Annotated in this window: 16 protein-coding genes; 9 read left to right on the plus strand and 7 right to left on the minus strand. The window is 68.8% G+C overall.

Annotation, left to right across the window (positions count from 1 at the left end; translation table 11 throughout):
* Positions 1–44: 44 nt before the first annotated feature.
* Positions 45–329: a mycothiol system anti-sigma-R factor gene (gene rsrA / locus AC1HFH_RS07020; RefSeq protein ID WP_480246618.1), complete on the minus strand. Its 285-nt coding sequence runs from the start codon at positions 327–329 to the stop codon at positions 45–47.
* Complete coding sequence (locus AC1HFH_RS07025) at positions 326–958, minus strand: sigma-70 family RNA polymerase sigma factor (protein ID WP_480246619.1); 633 nt, start codon at positions 956–958, stop codon at positions 326–328. The genes rsrA and AC1HFH_RS07025 overlap by 4 nt, the downstream gene beginning before the upstream one ends.
* Positions 959–1,303: 345 nt before the next feature.
* Here AC1HFH_RS07025 and ybaK point away from each other — a divergent pair, with 345 nt between their 5' ends.
* Both ybaK and AC1HFH_RS07035 read left to right on the plus strand, forming a co-directional pair.
* Positions 1,304–1,795: a Cys-tRNA(Pro) deacylase gene (gene ybaK / locus AC1HFH_RS07030; protein WP_480246620.1), complete on the plus strand. Its 492-nt coding sequence runs from the start codon at positions 1,304–1,306 to the stop codon at positions 1,793–1,795.
* A gap of 260 nt (positions 1,796–2,055) precedes the next feature.
* On the plus strand, positions 2,056–2,343 hold the full coding sequence (locus AC1HFH_RS07035; RefSeq protein WP_480246621.1) for a hypothetical protein: 288 nt from the start codon (positions 2,056–2,058) through the stop codon (positions 2,341–2,343).
* Positions 2,344–2,425: 82 nt separating this feature from the next.
* Here the strand turns inward: AC1HFH_RS07035 and AC1HFH_RS07040 are convergent, their stop codons facing one another.
* Positions 2,426–4,108 (minus strand): DEAD/DEAH box helicase, encoded by a 1,683-nt coding sequence (locus AC1HFH_RS07040; RefSeq protein WP_480247750.1) that lies wholly within the window; start codon positions 4,106–4,108, stop codon positions 2,426–2,428.
* A 590-nt stretch (positions 4,109–4,698) separates the two neighbouring features.
* Here AC1HFH_RS07040 and AC1HFH_RS07045 point away from each other — a divergent pair.
* The 3 genes from AC1HFH_RS07045 (at position 4,699) to AC1HFH_RS07055 (ending at position 6,847) form a co-directional block, all read left to right on the plus strand.
* Complete coding sequence (locus AC1HFH_RS07045) at positions 4,699–5,739, plus strand: alpha/beta hydrolase (protein WP_480246622.1); 1,041 nt, start codon at positions 4,699–4,701, stop codon at positions 5,737–5,739.
* 80 nt (positions 5,740–5,819) lie between these two features.
* Entirely contained in the window at positions 5,820–6,515 is a 696-nt protein-coding gene (locus AC1HFH_RS07050; RefSeq protein ID WP_480246623.1) for a ferritin-like fold-containing protein, read from the plus strand.
* 104 nt (positions 6,516–6,619) lie between these two features.
* A complete protein-coding gene (locus AC1HFH_RS07055; RefSeq protein WP_480246624.1) occupies positions 6,620–6,847 on the plus strand; it encodes a DUF3107 domain-containing protein in 228 nt (75 codons plus the stop codon).
* A 284-nt stretch (positions 6,848–7,131) separates the two neighbouring features.
* Here the strand turns inward: AC1HFH_RS07055 and moeZ are convergent, their stop codons facing one another.
* Entirely contained in the window at positions 7,132–8,316 is a 1,185-nt protein-coding gene (gene moeZ, locus AC1HFH_RS07060) for an adenylyltransferase/sulfurtransferase MoeZ (protein ID WP_480246625.1), read from the minus strand.
* A gap of 88 nt (positions 8,317–8,404) precedes the next feature.
* The gene (locus AC1HFH_RS07065) at positions 8,405–9,520 is read right to left on the minus strand and encodes a DUF3152 domain-containing protein (protein ID WP_480246626.1); all 1,116 of its coding nucleotides are present in this window, start codon (positions 9,518–9,520) and stop codon (positions 8,405–8,407) included.
* 208 nt (positions 9,521–9,728) lie between these two features.
* Between AC1HFH_RS07065 and fasR the strand changes: the two genes are divergently transcribed.
* Entirely contained in the window at positions 9,729–10,388 is a 660-nt protein-coding gene (gene fasR / locus AC1HFH_RS07070) for an HTH-type transcriptional activator FasR (RefSeq protein WP_480246627.1), read from the plus strand.
* 111 nt (positions 10,389–10,499) lie between these two features.
* On the plus strand, positions 10,500–11,351 hold the full coding sequence (locus tag AC1HFH_RS07075; RefSeq protein ID WP_480246628.1) for a TIGR02569 family protein: 852 nt from the start codon (positions 10,500–10,502) through the stop codon (positions 11,349–11,351).
* A 73-nt stretch (positions 11,352–11,424) separates the two neighbouring features.
* Here the strand turns inward: AC1HFH_RS07075 and AC1HFH_RS07080 are convergent, their stop codons facing one another.
* A complete protein-coding gene (locus tag AC1HFH_RS07080; protein ID WP_480246629.1) occupies positions 11,425–12,921 on the minus strand; it encodes an MFS transporter in 1,497 nt (498 codons plus the stop codon).
* A gap of 183 nt (positions 12,922–13,104) precedes the next feature.
* The gene (locus tag AC1HFH_RS07085) at positions 13,105–13,779 is read right to left on the minus strand and encodes a FadR/GntR family transcriptional regulator (protein ID WP_480246630.1); all 675 of its coding nucleotides are present in this window, start codon (positions 13,777–13,779) and stop codon (positions 13,105–13,107) included.
* Positions 13,780–13,845: 66 nt separating this feature from the next.
* On the opposite strand from AC1HFH_RS07085, the gene AC1HFH_RS07090 reads away from it, so the two are divergent.
* Together AC1HFH_RS07090 and AC1HFH_RS07095 are read left to right on the plus strand one after the other, a co-directional pair.
* The gene (locus AC1HFH_RS07090) at positions 13,846–15,123 is read left to right on the plus strand and encodes an MFS transporter (protein ID WP_480246631.1); all 1,278 of its coding nucleotides are present in this window, start codon (positions 13,846–13,848) and stop codon (positions 15,121–15,123) included.
* A gap of 285 nt (positions 15,124–15,408) precedes the next feature.
* Positions 15,409–16,923, plus strand: a complete 1,515-nt coding sequence (locus AC1HFH_RS07095) for a nitrate/nitrite transporter (protein ID WP_480246632.1) — start codon at positions 15,409–15,411, stop codon at positions 16,921–16,923.
* Positions 16,924–16,946 lie beyond the last annotated feature (23 nt).

The raw sequence follows: 16,946 nt of genomic DNA on the forward strand, positions 1-16,946 counted from the left end.
CTGCTGTCGTTTCGGGACTGTGCTGTTGCGGTGGCCGACGCCGGTCAGCCGTCGGTGCGCTCGATCCGGGTGACCGTCACCGAGCGGCGGATCTCCATGGTGAGCCGTTCCCGCAGGCTGTCCGGGGCGTGCTCGCCGCCGCATTTGCGGCTGAGCAGGCTCTTGATCTTCTCCTCGATGCCATAGGCCTCGATACAAGGGCTGCAGTGGTCCATATGCTCCTGCAGCCGGGCCCGGGTGGCCTCATCGCATTCGCCGTCGAGCATCAGCCACACATCGGCCAGGACGGCCGTGCAGTCCATCTCCATGTCGGGGTCGCGCTCACTCACTGCTGGACCTCCTGGCGTGCCCCACGATCGAATCCACGGTCCCGCGCCACATCGGCGAGCAGACCCTTCAACTGTTTGCGGCCGCGGTGCAGCCGGGACATCACGGTACCGATCGGGGTGCCCATGATGTCGGCGATTTCCTTGTACGGGAAGCCTTCGACATCGGCGTAGTACACCGCCATCCGGAACTCCTCCGGCAGCTGTTGCAGTGCGGCCTTGATCTCGTCGTCCGGCAGTGCATCCAGGGCCTCGACCTCGGCCGAACGCAGCCCCTGAGAGGAGTGCTCGGCGGTGGCGGCCAGCTGCCAGTCGGTGATCTCGTCGGTCGGATACTGGGCCGGCTGGCGCTGCTTCTTGCGATAGGAGTTGATGTAGGTGTTGGTCAGGATGCGGTACAGCCAGGCACGCAGGTTGGTGCCTTCCTTGAAGGACTTGAATCCCTGGAACGCCTTGACATAGGTCTCCTGCACCAGGTCCTCGGCATCGGCCGGGTTCCTGGTCATCCGCAGCGCCGCGCCGTAGAGCTGGTCCAGCAGCGGCAGCGCATCGCGCTCGAACCGGGCCGCCAGCTCGGCATCGTCGGCCACGGTGCCGGACCCGCCGCTTCCCGCGTCCTCGTCGCTCGTCACACCAATCCCTTCGGTAGCCGTTCCCGTCGAGGCTACCGGCTCGGTGGGACGGCGACGGAATCGCCGGTCCGATGGCGCGGGTGCCGCGGTTGCGGCACCGGAGGCCACCGGACGTTCCTCGAGCAGTACGGTCACCGGCTCCTCCTTCGATATCGCTGACGTGGCCGTGCTCTCGCTACAACCCGATCGGGGTACGGACTGTTCCCGGTGGGCCGGAGGCGGTAGGGCCTGCCGGCGTCCCGAGAGGCCCTCGGGGGACAGTCCGATCGGGTGCTGCCTGTTCCCGGTGGGCCGGAGGCGGATATCCACTGTCCCGATCGGTACCCACCTGGCTAGCGTGTCCGCATGGCATCGGCATCTACCCCGGCGATCAAGGCGCTGCAGACTGCGGGCATCGCGCACCGAGTGCACAGTTATCCGCATGATCCGCGTGCGGATTCCTATGGTGCGGAGGCCGTCGACGCGCTCGGCGCGGATCTGGGGGTGACCGCGGAACAGATCTTCAAGACTCTCGTCGTGGAGCTGTCCACGGGCAGCCTGGCCGTCGCCGTATTGCCGGTCCCGGCGAAACTGTCGCTGAAGGCCGCCGCGGCCGCGCTGGCCGCGCCGAAGGCGACCATGGCCGACCGGGCCCGGGCCGAACGCAGCACCGGTTACGTCCTGGGTGGTGTCTCCCCGCTGGGGCAGCGCAAACGGTTGCGTACCGTGGTCGACTCCTCGGCGCTGAACTGGGACCGGATCCTGTGCAGCGCCGGGAAGCGTGGTCTGGAGATCGAGCTGGCCCCGGCAGACCTGGTCCGCGCCACCGAGGCCGTTGTCGCTCCGGTCACTGCATGATCCGCACTCGGCGATGTCGTCGCCGGGTGACCCGGATTGCCTGGAGGTCCGTCACGTCGTGATTGCGCAGCGCTCGCGCGCCGGGGCCGCCGACACCGCCCGGTCTCCGTGGGGCGCGGGAGCGGGTGCTTGCACCGTTTCGTACGCACACCCGCGGGGACACCCATCCGGACCGGGCATCCGCAGCGAATTTCCGGACGACGCGGTCGATTTGTCATCCGCGTCCGAAATCGTCCGTTCGATCGAGGATGTGATGCATCGTGTCGCCACGCACCGGGATCGCCGTCCTGGCCGTCGCCGCCGCAGCGCTGCTGCCCGTCGGCGCTGTTTCGGCCGAACCACCCGCACCCGGCATCGACTCACCCAGCTACCCGTTCGACGGTCCCGGCACCGATGCGCCGGCCACCCACGAGGAACCGAAGAACGAGCAGGCCGAGAAGGCCGAGGAGTTCGGCGGCGGGCTGGTCACCGAGGTCATCGACCTCGGCGCGGGTGTCATCAAGTGCACCCTCAATATCGCAACCGACGCCGTACCCTGCCCGATCTGACGACAACCTACGGCTGTACAGCACGCTGCCCCGTGCACCGCAGCATGCGGTGCACGGGGCAGCGTACGTAGGGGAGTGCCGGTTATGCGTCCGCGGGAGCCGGCTCGGCGGACGCGCCGGCGTCGGCGGTCGCGGAGTCGGCGGCGGGCTTGCGGCGCCGGCGGCGCCGGCGGGCCGGGCGGGCGCCGGCGGGATCGTCTTCGTCGGCGGCCGGTGCCGCGGCGGGGCCGGTCCCGGCCGGTTCGTCGGCCGAGGTTTCCGCGGCGGAGCCGTTTTCGGGGGTCCCGGTCGGCTTGCGTCGCCGGCGCCGGCGACGGGCCGGCTGCTCGGCCGACTCGGTACCGGTGCTGCCTTCGGGCGAACCGGCCTCGGTTTCGGTGCCGCCGGTCGATTCTGTCGCCCGATCGGCGGTGGCGTCCACCGGCTTGCCGCCGCGGGTGCGGCGCCGTTTGCGCGTGCGCGGGCTGCGGGCGGGGCGTTCCACCACCTGGGCGTCGTCGTCACGGGCGCGGCTGCGCTTGCGGACCACACCGCTCACGCCCTCCGGGATGCCGAGCTCGGTGTACAGGTGCGGGGACCGCGAGTACGTTTCCACCGGCTCCGGAATTCCCAGCCCCAGCGCGGAATTGATCAGTTCCCAGCGGTGCAGTTCGTCCCAGTCGATCAGGGTGATCGCGACACCGGTGCGGCCCGCGCGGCCGGTCCGGCCGATCCGGTGCACGTAGGTCTTCTCGTCCTCCGGGCACTGGTAGTTGATCACGTGGGTGACGTCGTCGATGTCGATGCCGCGGGCCGCGACATCGGTGGCGACCAGCACGTCGACGGTGCCCTTGCGGAACCTGTCGAGCGCCTTCTCGCGGGCCACCTGGCCCAGGTCGCCGTGTACGGCGCCGACGGCGAACCCGCGATCGGCCAGATCGTCGGCGACCTTCTGCGCGGTGCGCTTGGTGCGGGTGAAGATCATGGTCGCGCCGCGGCTCTCGGCCTGCAGCACCCGGGCGATCAGTTCGCTCTTGTCCAGCGCATGCGCCCGGTAGACGAACTGCTCGGTGCGGTCGTGCACCGCGGAATCACTGGGTTCCTCGGCCCGGATATGCGTGGGCCGGGTGAGGAAGGTGCGGGCCAGGGTGATGATCGGACCCGGCATGGTGGCCGAGAAGAGCATCGTCTGGCGGGCGTCGGGCACCATGTTGAGAATCCGCTCGATATCCGGCAGGAAGCCCAGATCGAGCATCTCGTCGGCCTCGTCGAGGACCAGTACCCCGATCTTGCCGAGGATCAGATGTCCCTGGTTCGCCAGGTCGAGCAGCCGGCCCGGGGTACCGACCACCACGTCGACGCCGGTGCGCAGCGCCTCGATCTGCGTCTCGTAGGGGCGGCCGCCGTAGATCGAGGTCACCTGCAGCGGACCCTGGTGGTTGCGCAGGTACTTGCTCGCGTTCTCCAGGTCCTGCGTGACCTGCAGGCAGAGTTCCCGGGTCGGCACGATCACCAGCGCGCGCGGGGTGCCGTCCAGCGGGGTGGTGCCACTGTCGCTGGTGGCGATCCGGTGCAGCAGCGGCACACCGAATCCGAAGGTCTTGCCCATGCCGGTGCGGGCCTGGCCGATCAGGTCCTCGCCGCCCAGGGCCAGCGGCAGGGTCAGTTCCTGAATTGCGAAGGTGCGCTCGATACCGATCTCGCCGAGCGCTCGGACAATTTCGGGGCGGACACCCAATTCCGTGAATGTCGGAGCGGTATGGGTTTCGTCCAGTTCGGCCGTCATCAGCGTATCGGTCACGCCGGGTTCCGGTTCAACGGTGATCTTGCTCAGGGCTCGTGCCTTTCCTCGTCATCGCACCGCGCGCACGAGGTGGGGCGGGCCGGCCGGCCCGCGACGACCACACATCCGCCTGTGTCGTTCCGCCCGGCCGGCGCCGGATGCCGACCGGGCCACCGAATTTCGGCGGCCACCACGGTGGACCTCGGCGCGGCGCACGGGCTCTGCGGATTCGGTGCGCGCACATTTCCATGGACGCCGGCGATTCGTTCACCGGATCTGCCCGGCCGCCGGTGATGTCTCGCGTACTCGGGTACGGTGTCGGACCACCCGGTGTCGGCGCTGCCGATCCGGCGAAATCATCGTTGTCCACGGTGATTGTAGCGTGATATTGTTCCCCGCTCTAATTCCGGTTGCGGAAAATGTCGTGCCGAATCCGCCGGCATCGGAAACTCGCACCTCGGAGGTGGTGCCGGGCAGTCGAATTGGCCGAAGCGTCGGAGGGGGTCGGCGTGGCGAAGGTCACTGCCGGGGTCGGGGCAGAACGAGGAGAGGTCACTGGTACTCCGAGTACCAGGTATGAGATCCTGGCTGCCGTGAGTATCACCGGGACCGTGACCACCGCCGTGCGCAATGCGTGGGCGCTGACCTTCGGCGACGGCATCGAATCGCCCGATCGCACGCCGTCGACCGTGCTGTACGACGAGCCACACCGGGTGCTGAGCCGCTACGACGGTGCGGCCTCGGCCGCGGAGCCGGTGCTGCTGGTGCCACCGCTGGCGGCGCCGGCCACCTGTTTCGACCTGCGCCCGGACCAGAGCCTGGCCCGGCATCTACTCGAATCCGGCCGCGCGCCCTATCTGGTCGATTACGGCGAGATCGAATTCGCCGACCGCGGGATGGGCTTCGAGGACTGGATCGACGAAATTATCCCCGAGGCGATTCTGCGCACCAGCGCCGATCGCGGCGGTGCCCCGGTCGACCTGATCGGCTGGTCCATCGGCGGGGTATTCGCACTGCTCACCGCGGCCGCCCACCGCGAACTGCCGATTCGCTCGATCACCGGTCTGGGGGCGCCGCTCGATTACGACCGGATGATCGGTGTCCCGCAATTGCGCAGCGTCGCGAAACTGACCGGTGGCCGGGTCACCACCGCCGCCGTGCGGGCCGCGGGCGGTATTCCCGCCCCGCTCACCCGGATCGGATATCGGATCGCGTCCTTCGACCGGGAACTCACCCGGCCGCTGTTCGTCGTCGGAAATATCGCCCGCACCGAAACCCTTGCCCGGATGGAATCCATCGACCGATTCATGGCGGCGATGCCCGGATATCCGGGTCGCTTCTACGGCCAGGTGTGGGGCCGTTTGATGCTGGCCAACGACATCGGCCGCGGCGGGCTGCAGCTGCGCGACCGCTGGGTGGATCTGGCCGATGTGACCGCGCCGGTGCTGTTGATCGGCGGCAGCTCGGATGTGATCGCGCCGGCGAAGGCGGTCGCGGGCGGGCTGCGCACCCTGACCGCCGCCCCGGTGCAGTACGAGACCGTGCCGGGCAGCCACCTCGGCATCGTCGCCGGGCCCGGCGCCCGGGAGACGACCTGGGTGCATCTGGACAAATTCCTCGCCGAGCGGGCCTGACCGGCCACACCGCCGGGTCGCGTCCCGGCCCGGCGAGGTGTCCGGCGCCGCACGCCGCGGCAACCTCTAAGCTGGGTTTCATGGGAGCTCAGACCTCTGCCGTGCCGAGTCCGTCCGCCTCCGAAACCGCGGTGCTCGCCGCGGACCATCCCGGGGTCACCGAGTTGTTCGCCGTACTGGCCTACGGCGAACTGTCGGCGTTCTACCGGCTGGCCGAGGAGGCGGCGCTGGCGCCGTCGCTGCACGGCCGGATCGCGGTGGCCAAGATGGCGGCCGCCGAATTGGACCACTACCAGCGCCTGGAGACCGCACTGGCCGAGCAGAGCGTCGATATCGAGGCCGCGATGGGCCGGTACCGCGATGCGCTCGACTCCTACCACGCCTCCACCGACCCCTCCACCTGGCTGGAGTCGATGGTGAAGTTCTATGTCGGCGACGGCCTGGCCGCCGACTTCTACTCCGAGATCGCGGGCGTCCTACCGGCCGAGGCCGGGGAAGTGGTCCGCGACGTCCTCGCCGAGACCGGGCACTCCCAGTTCGTCGTCGAAGAGGTGCGCACCGCCGTGGCGGCCAGCCGCTCGGAACGCGACCGGCTCACCCTGTGGGGCCGGCGCCTGCTCGGCGAGGCGATCACCCAGGCACAGTACGTGATCGCCCAGCGCGACGAGCTGGCCGAACTGGTCCTCACCGCCACCGGCGACCTCAACGGAATCGCGACCCTTTTCGACCGGATGCAGGCCAGCCATGCCGAACGGATGAGCCGGCTGGGCCTGTGATCCGGTTGTTCGCTCACAGCGCAGGTAGTGCCGGTCGTCGCCGGGGGCACCTCCATTAGCCTGGACTGCGACAGCAGTGGACTCTTTACGTTCGGAGGTTGGCCGTGGAGGTCAAGATCGGTATCTCGGATAGCCCGCGTGAGCTCGTGATCAACAGCTCGCAGACCCCGGCGGAGGTCGAGGAGTTGGTGTCCGAAGCGCTGACCGGTGCCAGCGGCGTGGTCGCGCTGGCCGACGAGAAGGGTCGCAAATTCCTGATCCAGGCCGCCAAGGTCGCGTATGTGGAGATCGGCTCGCCGACCGGCGGCAAAGTCGGCTTCGCCGCTGTGTAATTGGCCGAGCTCCGCTCGGCGTGCGGGCGGTGTCTGATGGCCGAGCTCCGCTCGGGTGCGGACCAGGCCCTATTAACCCCTCGAATCAGCCCTCGAGACTCGCGCCTTCGGCGCATGCGCTTCGAGGGCTGATTCGAGGGGCGGGCCTGGTCGTCGCTCGTAAGACTCGCTCCCGACGGGGTTGCGTCGGGAGCGGAGGGGCGGTTCATTTGCGGCAAAAGGACCCCGCACTTGAACGGTGCGGGGTCCTTGCTCAGTCGACCGCATTCCTTTGCGGTCTCTTCTCAGTACACCGGCAGGCTCGGGTCGATCTGGTTGGCCCAGGCGACCACGCCGCCCTGCAGGTGGGTGGCGTCGGCGAAACCGGCGCGCTTGAGTGCGGCGAGGGCCTCCGCGGACCGGATACCGGTCTTGCAGTGCAGCACGATCGGCTTGTTCTGCGGCAGCTCGGCGAGAGCTTCGCCGGACAGGATCCGATCCTTCGGGATCAGCCGGGCGCCATCGATGTGCACGATGTCCCATTCCACCGGTTCGCGCACGTCGATGATCTCGACATCCTTACCACCGTCGATCAGCTCCTTGAGCTCACGCGCGGTGATGGTGGACCCGGCCGCCGCGGCCTGCCCTTCCTCGGAGACCACGCCGCAGAACGCTTCGTAGTCGATCAGCTCGGTGATCGGCTGCCGCTCCGGGTCCCGGCGCAGCTTGATCGTCCGGTAGGTCATATCCAGTGCGTCGTACACCATCAGCCGGCCCAGCAGTGGGTCGCCGATCCCGGTGATCAGCTTGATCGCCTCGGTCACCATGATCGAGCCGATCGAGGCGCACAGCACGCCGAGCACGCCGCCCTCGGCGCAGGAGGGCACCATCCCGGGCGGCGGCGCCTCGGGGTACAGGTCGCGATAGTTGAGCCCGCGGCCGTCGGGGGCGTCCTCCCAGAACACCGACGCCTGGCCCTCGAAACGGTAGATCGAGCCCCATACGTACGGCTTGTGCGCCAGCACCGCCGCATCGTTGACCAGGTAACGGGTGGCGAAGTTGTCGGTACCGTCGAGGATCAGGTCGTACTGCTCGAACAGCTCCACCGCATTGTCCGGCTCCAGCCGGAACTTGTGCAGCCGCACGTCGATGCCCGAATTGATCTCCAGGATGGATTCGCGGGCGCTGTCGGCCTTGGACTTGCCGATATCGGATTGCCCGTGGATGACCTGGCGCTGCAGATTCGAGGCGTCGACCTCGTCGAATTCCACGATGCCCAGCGTGCCGACACCCGCCGCCGCCAGGTACAGCAGCGCCGGCGACCCGAGCCCACCGGCCCCGATCACCAGGATCTTCGCATTCTTCAGCCGCTTCTGACCGTCGACACCCACATCGGGGATGATCAGATGCCGGCTGTAGCGGGCGACCTCGTCCCGGGTTAGCTCCGCCGCCGGCTCGACCAGCGGCGGCAGCGACCCTGTTGCTGACACGTCCTCAACTCCTCGCATCGATTGGCCGATCTCGTGTCAGGTCAACACTGCCGGCCGCGCCGTTCTTCCCCTCCATGGTCGCGCATGCTCAACCACGCGGGTACGGCCAGGGGTTGAACCGGCAGCTCTTACCGTCCTCCGGCACCACACCGTGCGGGTCCAGGGCGGCGATCACATCGTTGTCGGTGCCGAAGGTCTGCTGCATCATCACCGGCGCCAGCCCGCCGTCGGACTCGCACGGTTGATGCTGGTGGTAGCCGATCGCATGGCCGATCTCGTGGTTGATCAGATACTGCCGATAGGAGCCGATATCGCCGTCGAAGGCCAGCGCGCCGCGTACCCAGCGGGCCTCGGAGAGCACCACCCGGTCCAGGCCCGCGTTGTAGCAGGACGAGTCGATCGGGATCTCGAAACCGCACGCATCGCGGGTGGTGTCCCGGGAGGTGAGCGTCACCCGGAAATCCGGGTCGCCGGAATCCACCCGGCGGAAGCCGAAGGCCCGGTCGTGTGCCCAGCTCTTGGGATTGGCCAGGGTCGACTCGACCATCCGGGCCACTGCCTCGTCACCGCCGTAGCCGGTGGTGTCGACGCCGTCCTCGATCTCGACTGTGTAGCGGAACATCCGGTCGGCTCCGGCGCCGACCTCCGATTCGCCCGGGACGACGTGATAGCTGCCCTCACCGGTGCGGGTGAAGGGGCCGCCCTCGGGCAGCATGCCGGTCGGCAGGTCGGCGGGGAATTCGCCGTCACCCGGCGGGGCGCCGATGACGCCGCTCGCGGCGACGTCCGGGCTGAACTCCCCGAACCCCGGGGCGGGCGGCTCGGCGGTGCCGGTGCTGCGCACCGCGTCGACGGCGACGAAGACGGTCACCGCGACCAGGACCGGCAGTGCGTAGGCCCGCCAGCCGTAGGTGGACACGAACCGGCCCAGGGCGCTCTGCTTGCGGGTATCGCGCGGCGGGCGCGGGCTCCGCGGACGATCATCGCCGGCGGTCGGATCCCAGCGGGCCCGCAACGGCTGCCGGGATCGGTTCGCGGGCTGGTACAGGCCCAGCGGGTCGTAGACCTGGAGCTCTTTCGGGCCGGTGGCCGAGGGCTCGGCGGTGCCCGACGAGTCCGCCGATGCGGCACCGATCGAGTCGGCGGTGCCGGGGCGAGCGTCATCGCGCCCGCCGCCGAATGGTCGTCCCGGGCGGTCGGTCACATTGATCAGATTCTCACACCGAGGTCGTCGAGCGCCCACACGGGTTCTCGGCGACTTCCCGGTCATGGGATTGCAACGCCCGGGGAGGTCCAGCCGGCTGGTAGTACAGTTTGCGGGTGAACCACCGGGAAACCCGGCCTGCGGGTATCGTGGGCCGGACCCTGTGCGCACACCTCCGCGTCCTGTGGAACCGACCGAGAGAGCCGAAATGACTGACCTCGTGGACCGAATCACGTCCCGCAGATCGACGACCGAGGCTCCGGCCCGCCGCGGCACCCGGCTTCCCCGGGATGAGCGCCGCCAGCAGCTGCTGGCCGCGGCCAGCGAGGTGTTCGTGCAGCGGGGTTACCACGCCGCCGGGATGGATGAGATCTCCCAGGTGGCCGGGGTCAGCAAGCCGGTGCTGTACCAGCACTTCACGAGCAAGCTGGAGCTGTACCTGGCGGTCCTGCAGAACTACGTCGACATGCTGGTCGCCAGCGTGCGGCAGGCGCTGCGGTCCACCACCGACAACCGGCAGCGGGTCCGGGCCGCGGTGGCCGCGTACTTCGACTTCGTCGACAACGAGATGCAGGGCTTCCGGCTGGTCTTCGAATCCGACCTGACCAGCGAACCGCAGGTGCAGCGCCGGGTGGAGCAGGCCACCGAGGCCTGTGTGGACGCCGTGTACGACCTGGTGGCGCACGATTCCGGGCTGGACCCCTACCGGGCCCGGATCCTGGCCGTCGGGCTGGTCGGCGCCAGCCAGTTCACCGCCCGCTACTGGCTGGAGGCGGCGCGGCCGATCCCGAAGGACGAAGCCGTGGACACCACTGTCGCACTGGCCTGGGGCGGCCTGAAGCACGTTCCGCTGCACCCGACCCCCTGATCCCGGGACGGCCCACCGGCCTTCCCGGCGGGGCCCGGGGCGGTCTCGAACCCGTCTCTGACCGGCGCGGCGTGTCCGGCGCCCGGATGGGTGCGCGATAACGTACGCCCCGTGACTTCTGTGGAACCTCCCGAACATGTGCGTGCCACATTCGGTCTGCGCGAAGTGACGCCGGTGTCGCTGGGGGACTGGGACGGCGGCTGGCGGCTGGGCGATGTGGTGCTCAGCCCGGTGGCCGATCATGCGCGGGCCGCGTGGTCGGCGAAGGTCCGGGAGACGCTGACGGTGGACGGGCTGCGGCTGGCGCGGCCGGTGCGGGCGACCGACGGCCGGTATGTGGTATCCGGGTGGCGTGCCGACACCTATCTGGAGGGCGCCCCGGAGGCCCGGCACGACGAGGTGGTCTCGGTATCGTTGCGGCTGCATCAGGCGACGGCGCGGCTGGAACGGCCGCGATTCCTTTCCCAGCCGCCGGTGGCGCCGTGGGTGGATGTGGATGTGTTCGTGGCCGCGGACCGGGCGGCCTGGGAGCCGATGCCGTTGCGCAGCCTGCGGGCGGGCGGACTGCCCTCGGCGGCCTCGCCCGATGCCGCGCGCAGCCTGGAATTGATCGGCCAGCTGTCCACGCTGCGCCGGGCGGTGCAGGCCCCCGCCCAGCTGGTGCACGGTGATCTGTTCGGCACCGTGCTGTTCGCCGGCCCGCACACCCCCGGACTCACCGACATCACTCCGTATTGGCGGCCGGCGACCTGGGCGGCCGGGGTGATCGTGGTGGATGCCCTGTCCTGGGGCGGTGCCGACGACGGTCTGCTGGAACGCTGGGCGTCGCTGCCGGAGTGGCCGCAGATGCTGTTGCGGGCGCTACTGTTCCGGCTGGCGGTGCACGCGCTGCATCCCCGGTCCACGCCGGAGGCGTTCCCGGGGCTGGCCCGTACCGCGGATATGGTCCGGCTGGTCTTGTGAACCGGCCGGGTATCGCAACGGCGCCGGGGCCGGATCCGATCGATCCGGCCCCGGCGCCGTCCGGGCAGGGGAATCAGACGCTGGCGTAGGCCAGCGACGGGACCCGCGACACCGCGAAGCTGGACCGCAGGTAGCACCACCAGGTGGCCCCGGCCATCACCAGGAACAGCGCGGCGTAGCCCCAGAAGGCCGGCGTCATCGAGCCGAAGTTGGTATTGGACAACCGCAGTGCCTGCTGCAGCAGGAAGCCGCCGAAGGCGCCGACCGAACCGATCACGCCGATCGCCGCACCGGCCTGCCGCTTGGCCGATTCGACCGCCTGGGCCGCATCCAGGCCGTTCGCGACGGCGGCCTGCTTGCCTTCGGCGGCGAAGATCATCGGGATCATCCGGTAGCAGGAGCCGTTGCCGACCCCGGTGAGCACGAACAGGCCCAGGAAGGTCACCAGGTACAGCGGGAAGCTGTGCAGTTGCAGGGCCGCCATGATCAGCGCGACCGCACCGGCCATCGAAACGAACACGTAGGTGGTGATCTTGGCGCCGCTGCCGATCTTGTCGGCCAGCCAGCCGCCGAACGGGCGGGAGAAGGATCCGACGAACGCACCGAGGAAGGCGAGGTTGCCGAGCGCGGTGATCCAGCCGATCTCGGTGAGCTCGGGGAAGTTGGCCTTGATCAGGGTGGGGAAGGCGAAGGAGAAGCCGATGAAGGAACCGAACGTGCCGATGTAGAGGAACGCCACGATCCAGGTGTGCCGGTTGGTCAGGGCCAGCTTGTAGGATTTCCCGTCGGACTTGGCGCTGGCAATGCTGTCCATGTACCGCATCGCACCGAGCACACCCAGGATGATGAACGGCACCCACACCAGCACCGCCAGGGTGATGCCGAGCCGGTACCCGGCCGGATCCTTGGCCAGGATGGCGGTGCCGACGGTGATCATCAGCGGTGCGATCAGCTGGGTCTGCGAGACGCCGAGGTTACCGCCGGCCGCGTTGATCCCGAGCGCGGTGCCCTTCTTGCCCTCCGGGAAGAAGAACGAGATGTTCGCCATCGAGGACGAGAAGTTGCCGCCACCGACACCGGCGAGCGCGGCCAGCAGCAGGAACACCCACATCGGAGTGTCCGGCTGATTCACGAAGAACGCGGTGCCGAGGGTGGGTACCAGCAGCAGGCCGGCGCTGAACATGGTGAACGCCCGGCCGCCCCATTTGGGGATGGCGAAGGTGTACGGCACCCGCAGCGCGGCGCCGACCAGGGTCGGGGTGGAGGTGAGCAACAGGGCGTTGCTGATGGCGGCCGGGTCGCCGTCTCCGAGGCCCGCCAGGAAGGGGAAGCCGGCCAGTCCCATGGTGGTGACGATGGAGCCCCAGATGACCCACACGCTGAACCCGAGGTTCTCGGCGAACACCGAGAAGGCCAGGTTCTTCTTGGCGGTCTTCTCGCCGCCGTTCGCCCAGAACTGCGGATCGTCCGGTCTCCAGTCGGTGAGCCAGCGTCCGCGTCTGCGGAACTCGAACGCCGGGGCATCGGCCGGTGTCTCGGTCTGCTGGCCGGTGGCAGCTGCTGCGGTCATCGGCTTCCTCTCGATCTGGCCCGTACGGCCCGTCGATTCCGGGTGCGGATGCACTTCGTCGAACGGGCGTCGAACCGCTGACTTACGGTCGGGACAACCGTATGAGCCGGTTGTTGCCTGCCGATGGCCCGCGATGACGTTCGAGGGAAAATCGCCTCACACGGAAAAAATCCGATGGTGATTTCAGCGAGCGTCGGGATACTCTGCGATGAGGGAGCCGAGGAAACACCGGGTGGCCTGCATGGCGCGTTCTGGATCGCCGTCGATCACCGCCTGGACCAATTCCGTGTGTTCGGCGTCATAGGAATCGTCGGATTTGCTGGTTCGTGCCCGGATGACATGTTCGATCGCCGGTAGCAGCGAATCGTAGAACTCCAGATATACGGCGTTGTGGCTGGCGACCACCACGGCCCGATGCAGTTCGACGTCGGCCGCGATCGCGGCGGGATCGGGGATGTCCCAGCGGCGGTTGCTGCGTTCGGCCAGCAGCCGGCGCAGATTGGCCACATCGGTGTCGTCGCGGCGCTGCGCGGCCAGGCCGGCGGCCGTGGTGTCGAGTGCCTGGCGCAGTTCGAGCACATCGCGCTCTTCCGCGTCGGCGAAGTATTTGGCCAGGGTGCCGCCGACCTCGGAGGTGGCGATCACATAGGTGCCCGAGCCCTGGCGGCGTTCCAGCATCCCGGCGTGGACCAGGGCTTGGACCGCCTCCCGGACGGTGTTGCGGCCGGTGCCGGTGAGCTCGGTCAGTTCGGGTTCGGTGGGGATTCGCCTGCCGACAGGCCAACGGCCGGACCGGATTTCGGCCCGAAGCTGCTCGGTGACCTGGGCGATGAGGCTGGTTCGCCGGACGGGTTGCACGAGCAACAGGGTACCGCTGCTCACAATCCCATTGCCCAGATGATTGGGTCATCCTATGATTTCCGGGTGACCGCGACCCTCTCCGACCCCGAAACCACCCGCGCTCCGGCCGGCACCGGCCTGCCTGCCAACCCGCCGATGTCGGCCCGGGCCCGCCTGGAAGGGCGGCTGCTCGTCCTCTCGGCGATCGTGCTGTCGGCACTGACGCTGCGCGTCGCGGTCACCTCCTTCAGCCCGCTGGCCGACCGCATCGGTGCCGAACTGGGCTACGGTACGGCCGTCATCGGCGTGTTCGGCATGATCCCGACCGCGATGTTCGCGCTGTCCGGCCTGCTCACCCCGCTGCTGGTGCGCCGGATCGGCCTGGAGCCCACCGCCCTGGTCGCCATGCTGCTGGCCGGAACCGGAATCCTGGCCCGCGCCTTCGTCGCCGGCACCGGTGAGCTGCTGGGCTTCTCCGCGGTGGCCCTGGTGGGGATGGGCATCGGCAATGTGGTGATTCCGCCGCTGGTCAAGCGCTATTTCCCGGACCGGCTCGCGGTGGTCAGCTCGCTCTACATCGTGATGGTCCAGCTGGGCACGGTGGTGCCCGCTTTCACCGCGGTGCCGCTCGCCGACAGCCACGGCTGGCGGGTCTCGCTCGGTGTCTGGGCATTGATCGGCTTCGCTGCGGCACTGCCCTGGCTGGGTGTGCTCCGTGACCGGCCGGGCTCCCGGAGCGGGGAGCCCGAGGTCGCGGCCGCGCCGGCCGCCGCGCCGGCCCGCCCGATCACCCGGTCGCCGCTGGCCTGGGGGATGGCCGGGATGTTCGGGATGACCTCACTGATCACCTACTCCCTGTTCGCCTGGCTGCCGGCCGTGTTCGCCGACGCGGGTGCCGGCGATACCTTCGGTGGCGCGATGGTCGGCCTGTTCTCGCTGCTCGGGCTGGTGGCCGCGCTCAGCGCGCCCAGCATCGTCTCCCGGTTGCGCAATCCGTTCCCGGTGGTGGTGGGCTGTGCGGCGCTGTTCCTGACCGCCTTCGCCGGCCTGCTGCTCGCGCCGATGAGTGCGCCGGTGCTGTGGGTGGTGCTGCTGGGGCTCGGGCCGAGCACCTTCCCGATGGCGCTGACGCTGATCAACTACCGCACCCGCACCCCGCAGGGTTCGGCGGCGCTGTCCGGGTTCACCCAGGGCGTCGGCTACGCCGTCGCCTGCATCGGTCCGGTGCTGTTCGGCATGCTGCACACCGCCACCGGCGAATGGCTCGCGCCGTTCGGGATGCTCACCGTCGCGATCGGCGTCCTGCTGCTGGGTGCCTGGCAGGCCTGCAAGCCGCGGACCCTCGAGGACACCCTCGAATAGGACCGGCCGCCTTCCCGTCGCCTCCGGTGCCGGAATTTCTCTCCGCTCGAGTTGCGCGGCGGTGAGATCCGGGCAATGCTGTCTCCCGACCCGAATCTCACCGCCGACTCTTCGGGCATCCAGCCGTTTCGACATGTGCGGAAACCGTCGTGTCACATGCCCGAAACATCTCACGCCGATATTCGCGACCGGGTGAGAAACCGTTGATTCGCGCGACATTTTCGGCAGCATTCCGGCAATACCGATTTCCTACCGTAGGGCCAACGCATTGTTGGGAGGCCCTACTTGAGCACGCTGAAGCGAAACCACGACATCGAGCACTGGGACGCCGAAGATGTCGCGGCCTGGGAAGCCGGTGGCAAGGATGTCGCCAAGCGCAACCTGATCTGGTCGGTCATCGCCGAGCACGTCGGTTTCTCGGTCTGGTCCATCTGGTCGGTCATGGTGCTGTTCATGCCGTACGACCAGTTCCACATCGACGCCGGAGGCAAGTTCTTCCTGGTCGCGGTGTCCACGCTGACCGGTGGCTTCCTGCGGATCCCCTACACCGTGGCCACCGCGAAGTTCGGCGGGCGCAACTGGACCATCATCAGCGCCGCCATGCTGCTGGTGCCCACCCTGCTGGCGCTGTACTTCATCAACCAGCCGGGCACCTCCTACACCACCTTCCTGATCATCGCGGCGTTCGCGGGTATCGGCGGCGGCAACTTCGCCTCGTCGATGACCAACATCAACGCCTTCTATCCGCAGCGGCTCAAAGGCTGGGCGCTCGGGGTCAACGCCGGCGGCGGCAACATCGGCGTACCGGTGATCCAGCTGATCGGCCTGCTGGTGCTGGCCACCCTCGGCCCCGACTACGCCTCGATCATCTGCCTGGTCTACCTGGTGTTCATCGTGCTGACCGGCATCGGCGCCGCGCTGTACATGGACAACCTGAAGAACCAGCAGGCCGACATGTCGTCGATGCGGGAGGCGCTGAAGATCCCGCAGTCCTGGGCGATCGCCTTCCTCTACATCGGCACCTTCGGTTCGTTCATCGGCTACAGCTTCGCCTTCGCCCAGGTCCTGAAGATCAGCTTCGCTGCCGGTGGCGACACCGCGGTCCAGGCTTCGCTGCACGCGGCGCAGATCGCCTTCCTCGGCCCGCTGCTGGGATCGCTGTCGCGCCCCTACGGCGGTAAGCTCGCCGACCGGATCGGGGGCAGCAAGGTCACCGTCGGGACGTTCTTCGCCATGATGGGCGCCGCGGGGCTGGTGATCGCGGCCAGCTCGCTGGCCGACCGTAACGGCGGGGTCGCCGACGGTGGGGTGATGGCCCTGCTGGTCGCCGGTTTCATCGCGCTGTTCCTGCTCTCCGGCTTCGGCAACGGGGCGGTCACCAAGATCATCCCGTCGGTGTTCGACGCCAAGTCCAGGAGCCGCGCCGGGACCCCGGCCGAACAGGCCGCCTGGTCGCGTAACACCTCCGGTGCACTGATGGGCTTCGTCGGTGCGGCCGGCACCCTCGGCGGCGTCGGTATCAACATGGCGCTGAAGACCTCGTACTCGACCACGCAGTCGGCCACCACCGCATTCTGGGTATTCCTCGCCTTCTACGTGATCTGCGCTTCGGTCACCTACCTGGTGTTCCTGCGCCGGCCCACCGCTGCCGTCCCGGCCGGCGCCACTTCCAGCCGTTCCGATTCCACCGCAGCCGACAGCGACGTCGTGGTGGAAGCCGAGAGCTTCGTCCTCGAGGCGGAGGAGGCAGCCCGCTCCTCCCGCCCGTCGTCCTACCGCGGCCCGTCGGCCGGCGCCTGACGCCCGCACCGTTCCAGGAGGTC

It is taken from the genome of Nocardia sp. KT25-26, from assembly GCF_056627695.1.

Coding starts and splice junctions, on each gene's coding strand:
- AC1HFH_RS07040 (WP_480247750.1), bottom strand. CDS start 4,108: ATGACGGCCGAACTGGACGAAACCCATACCGCTCCGACATTCACGGAA.
- ybaK (WP_480246620.1), top strand. CDS start 1,304: ATGGCATCGGCATCTACCCCGGCGATCAAGGCGCTGCAGACTGCGGGC.
- fasR (WP_480246627.1), top strand. CDS start 9,729: ATGACTGACCTCGTGGACCGAATCACGTCCCGCAGATCGACGACCGAG.
- AC1HFH_RS07050 (WP_480246623.1), top strand. CDS start 5,820: ATGGGAGCTCAGACCTCTGCCGTGCCGAGTCCGTCCGCCTCCGAAACC.
- AC1HFH_RS07080 (WP_480246629.1), bottom strand. CDS start 12,921: ATGACCGCAGCAGCTGCCACCGGCCAGCAGACCGAGACACCGGCCGAT.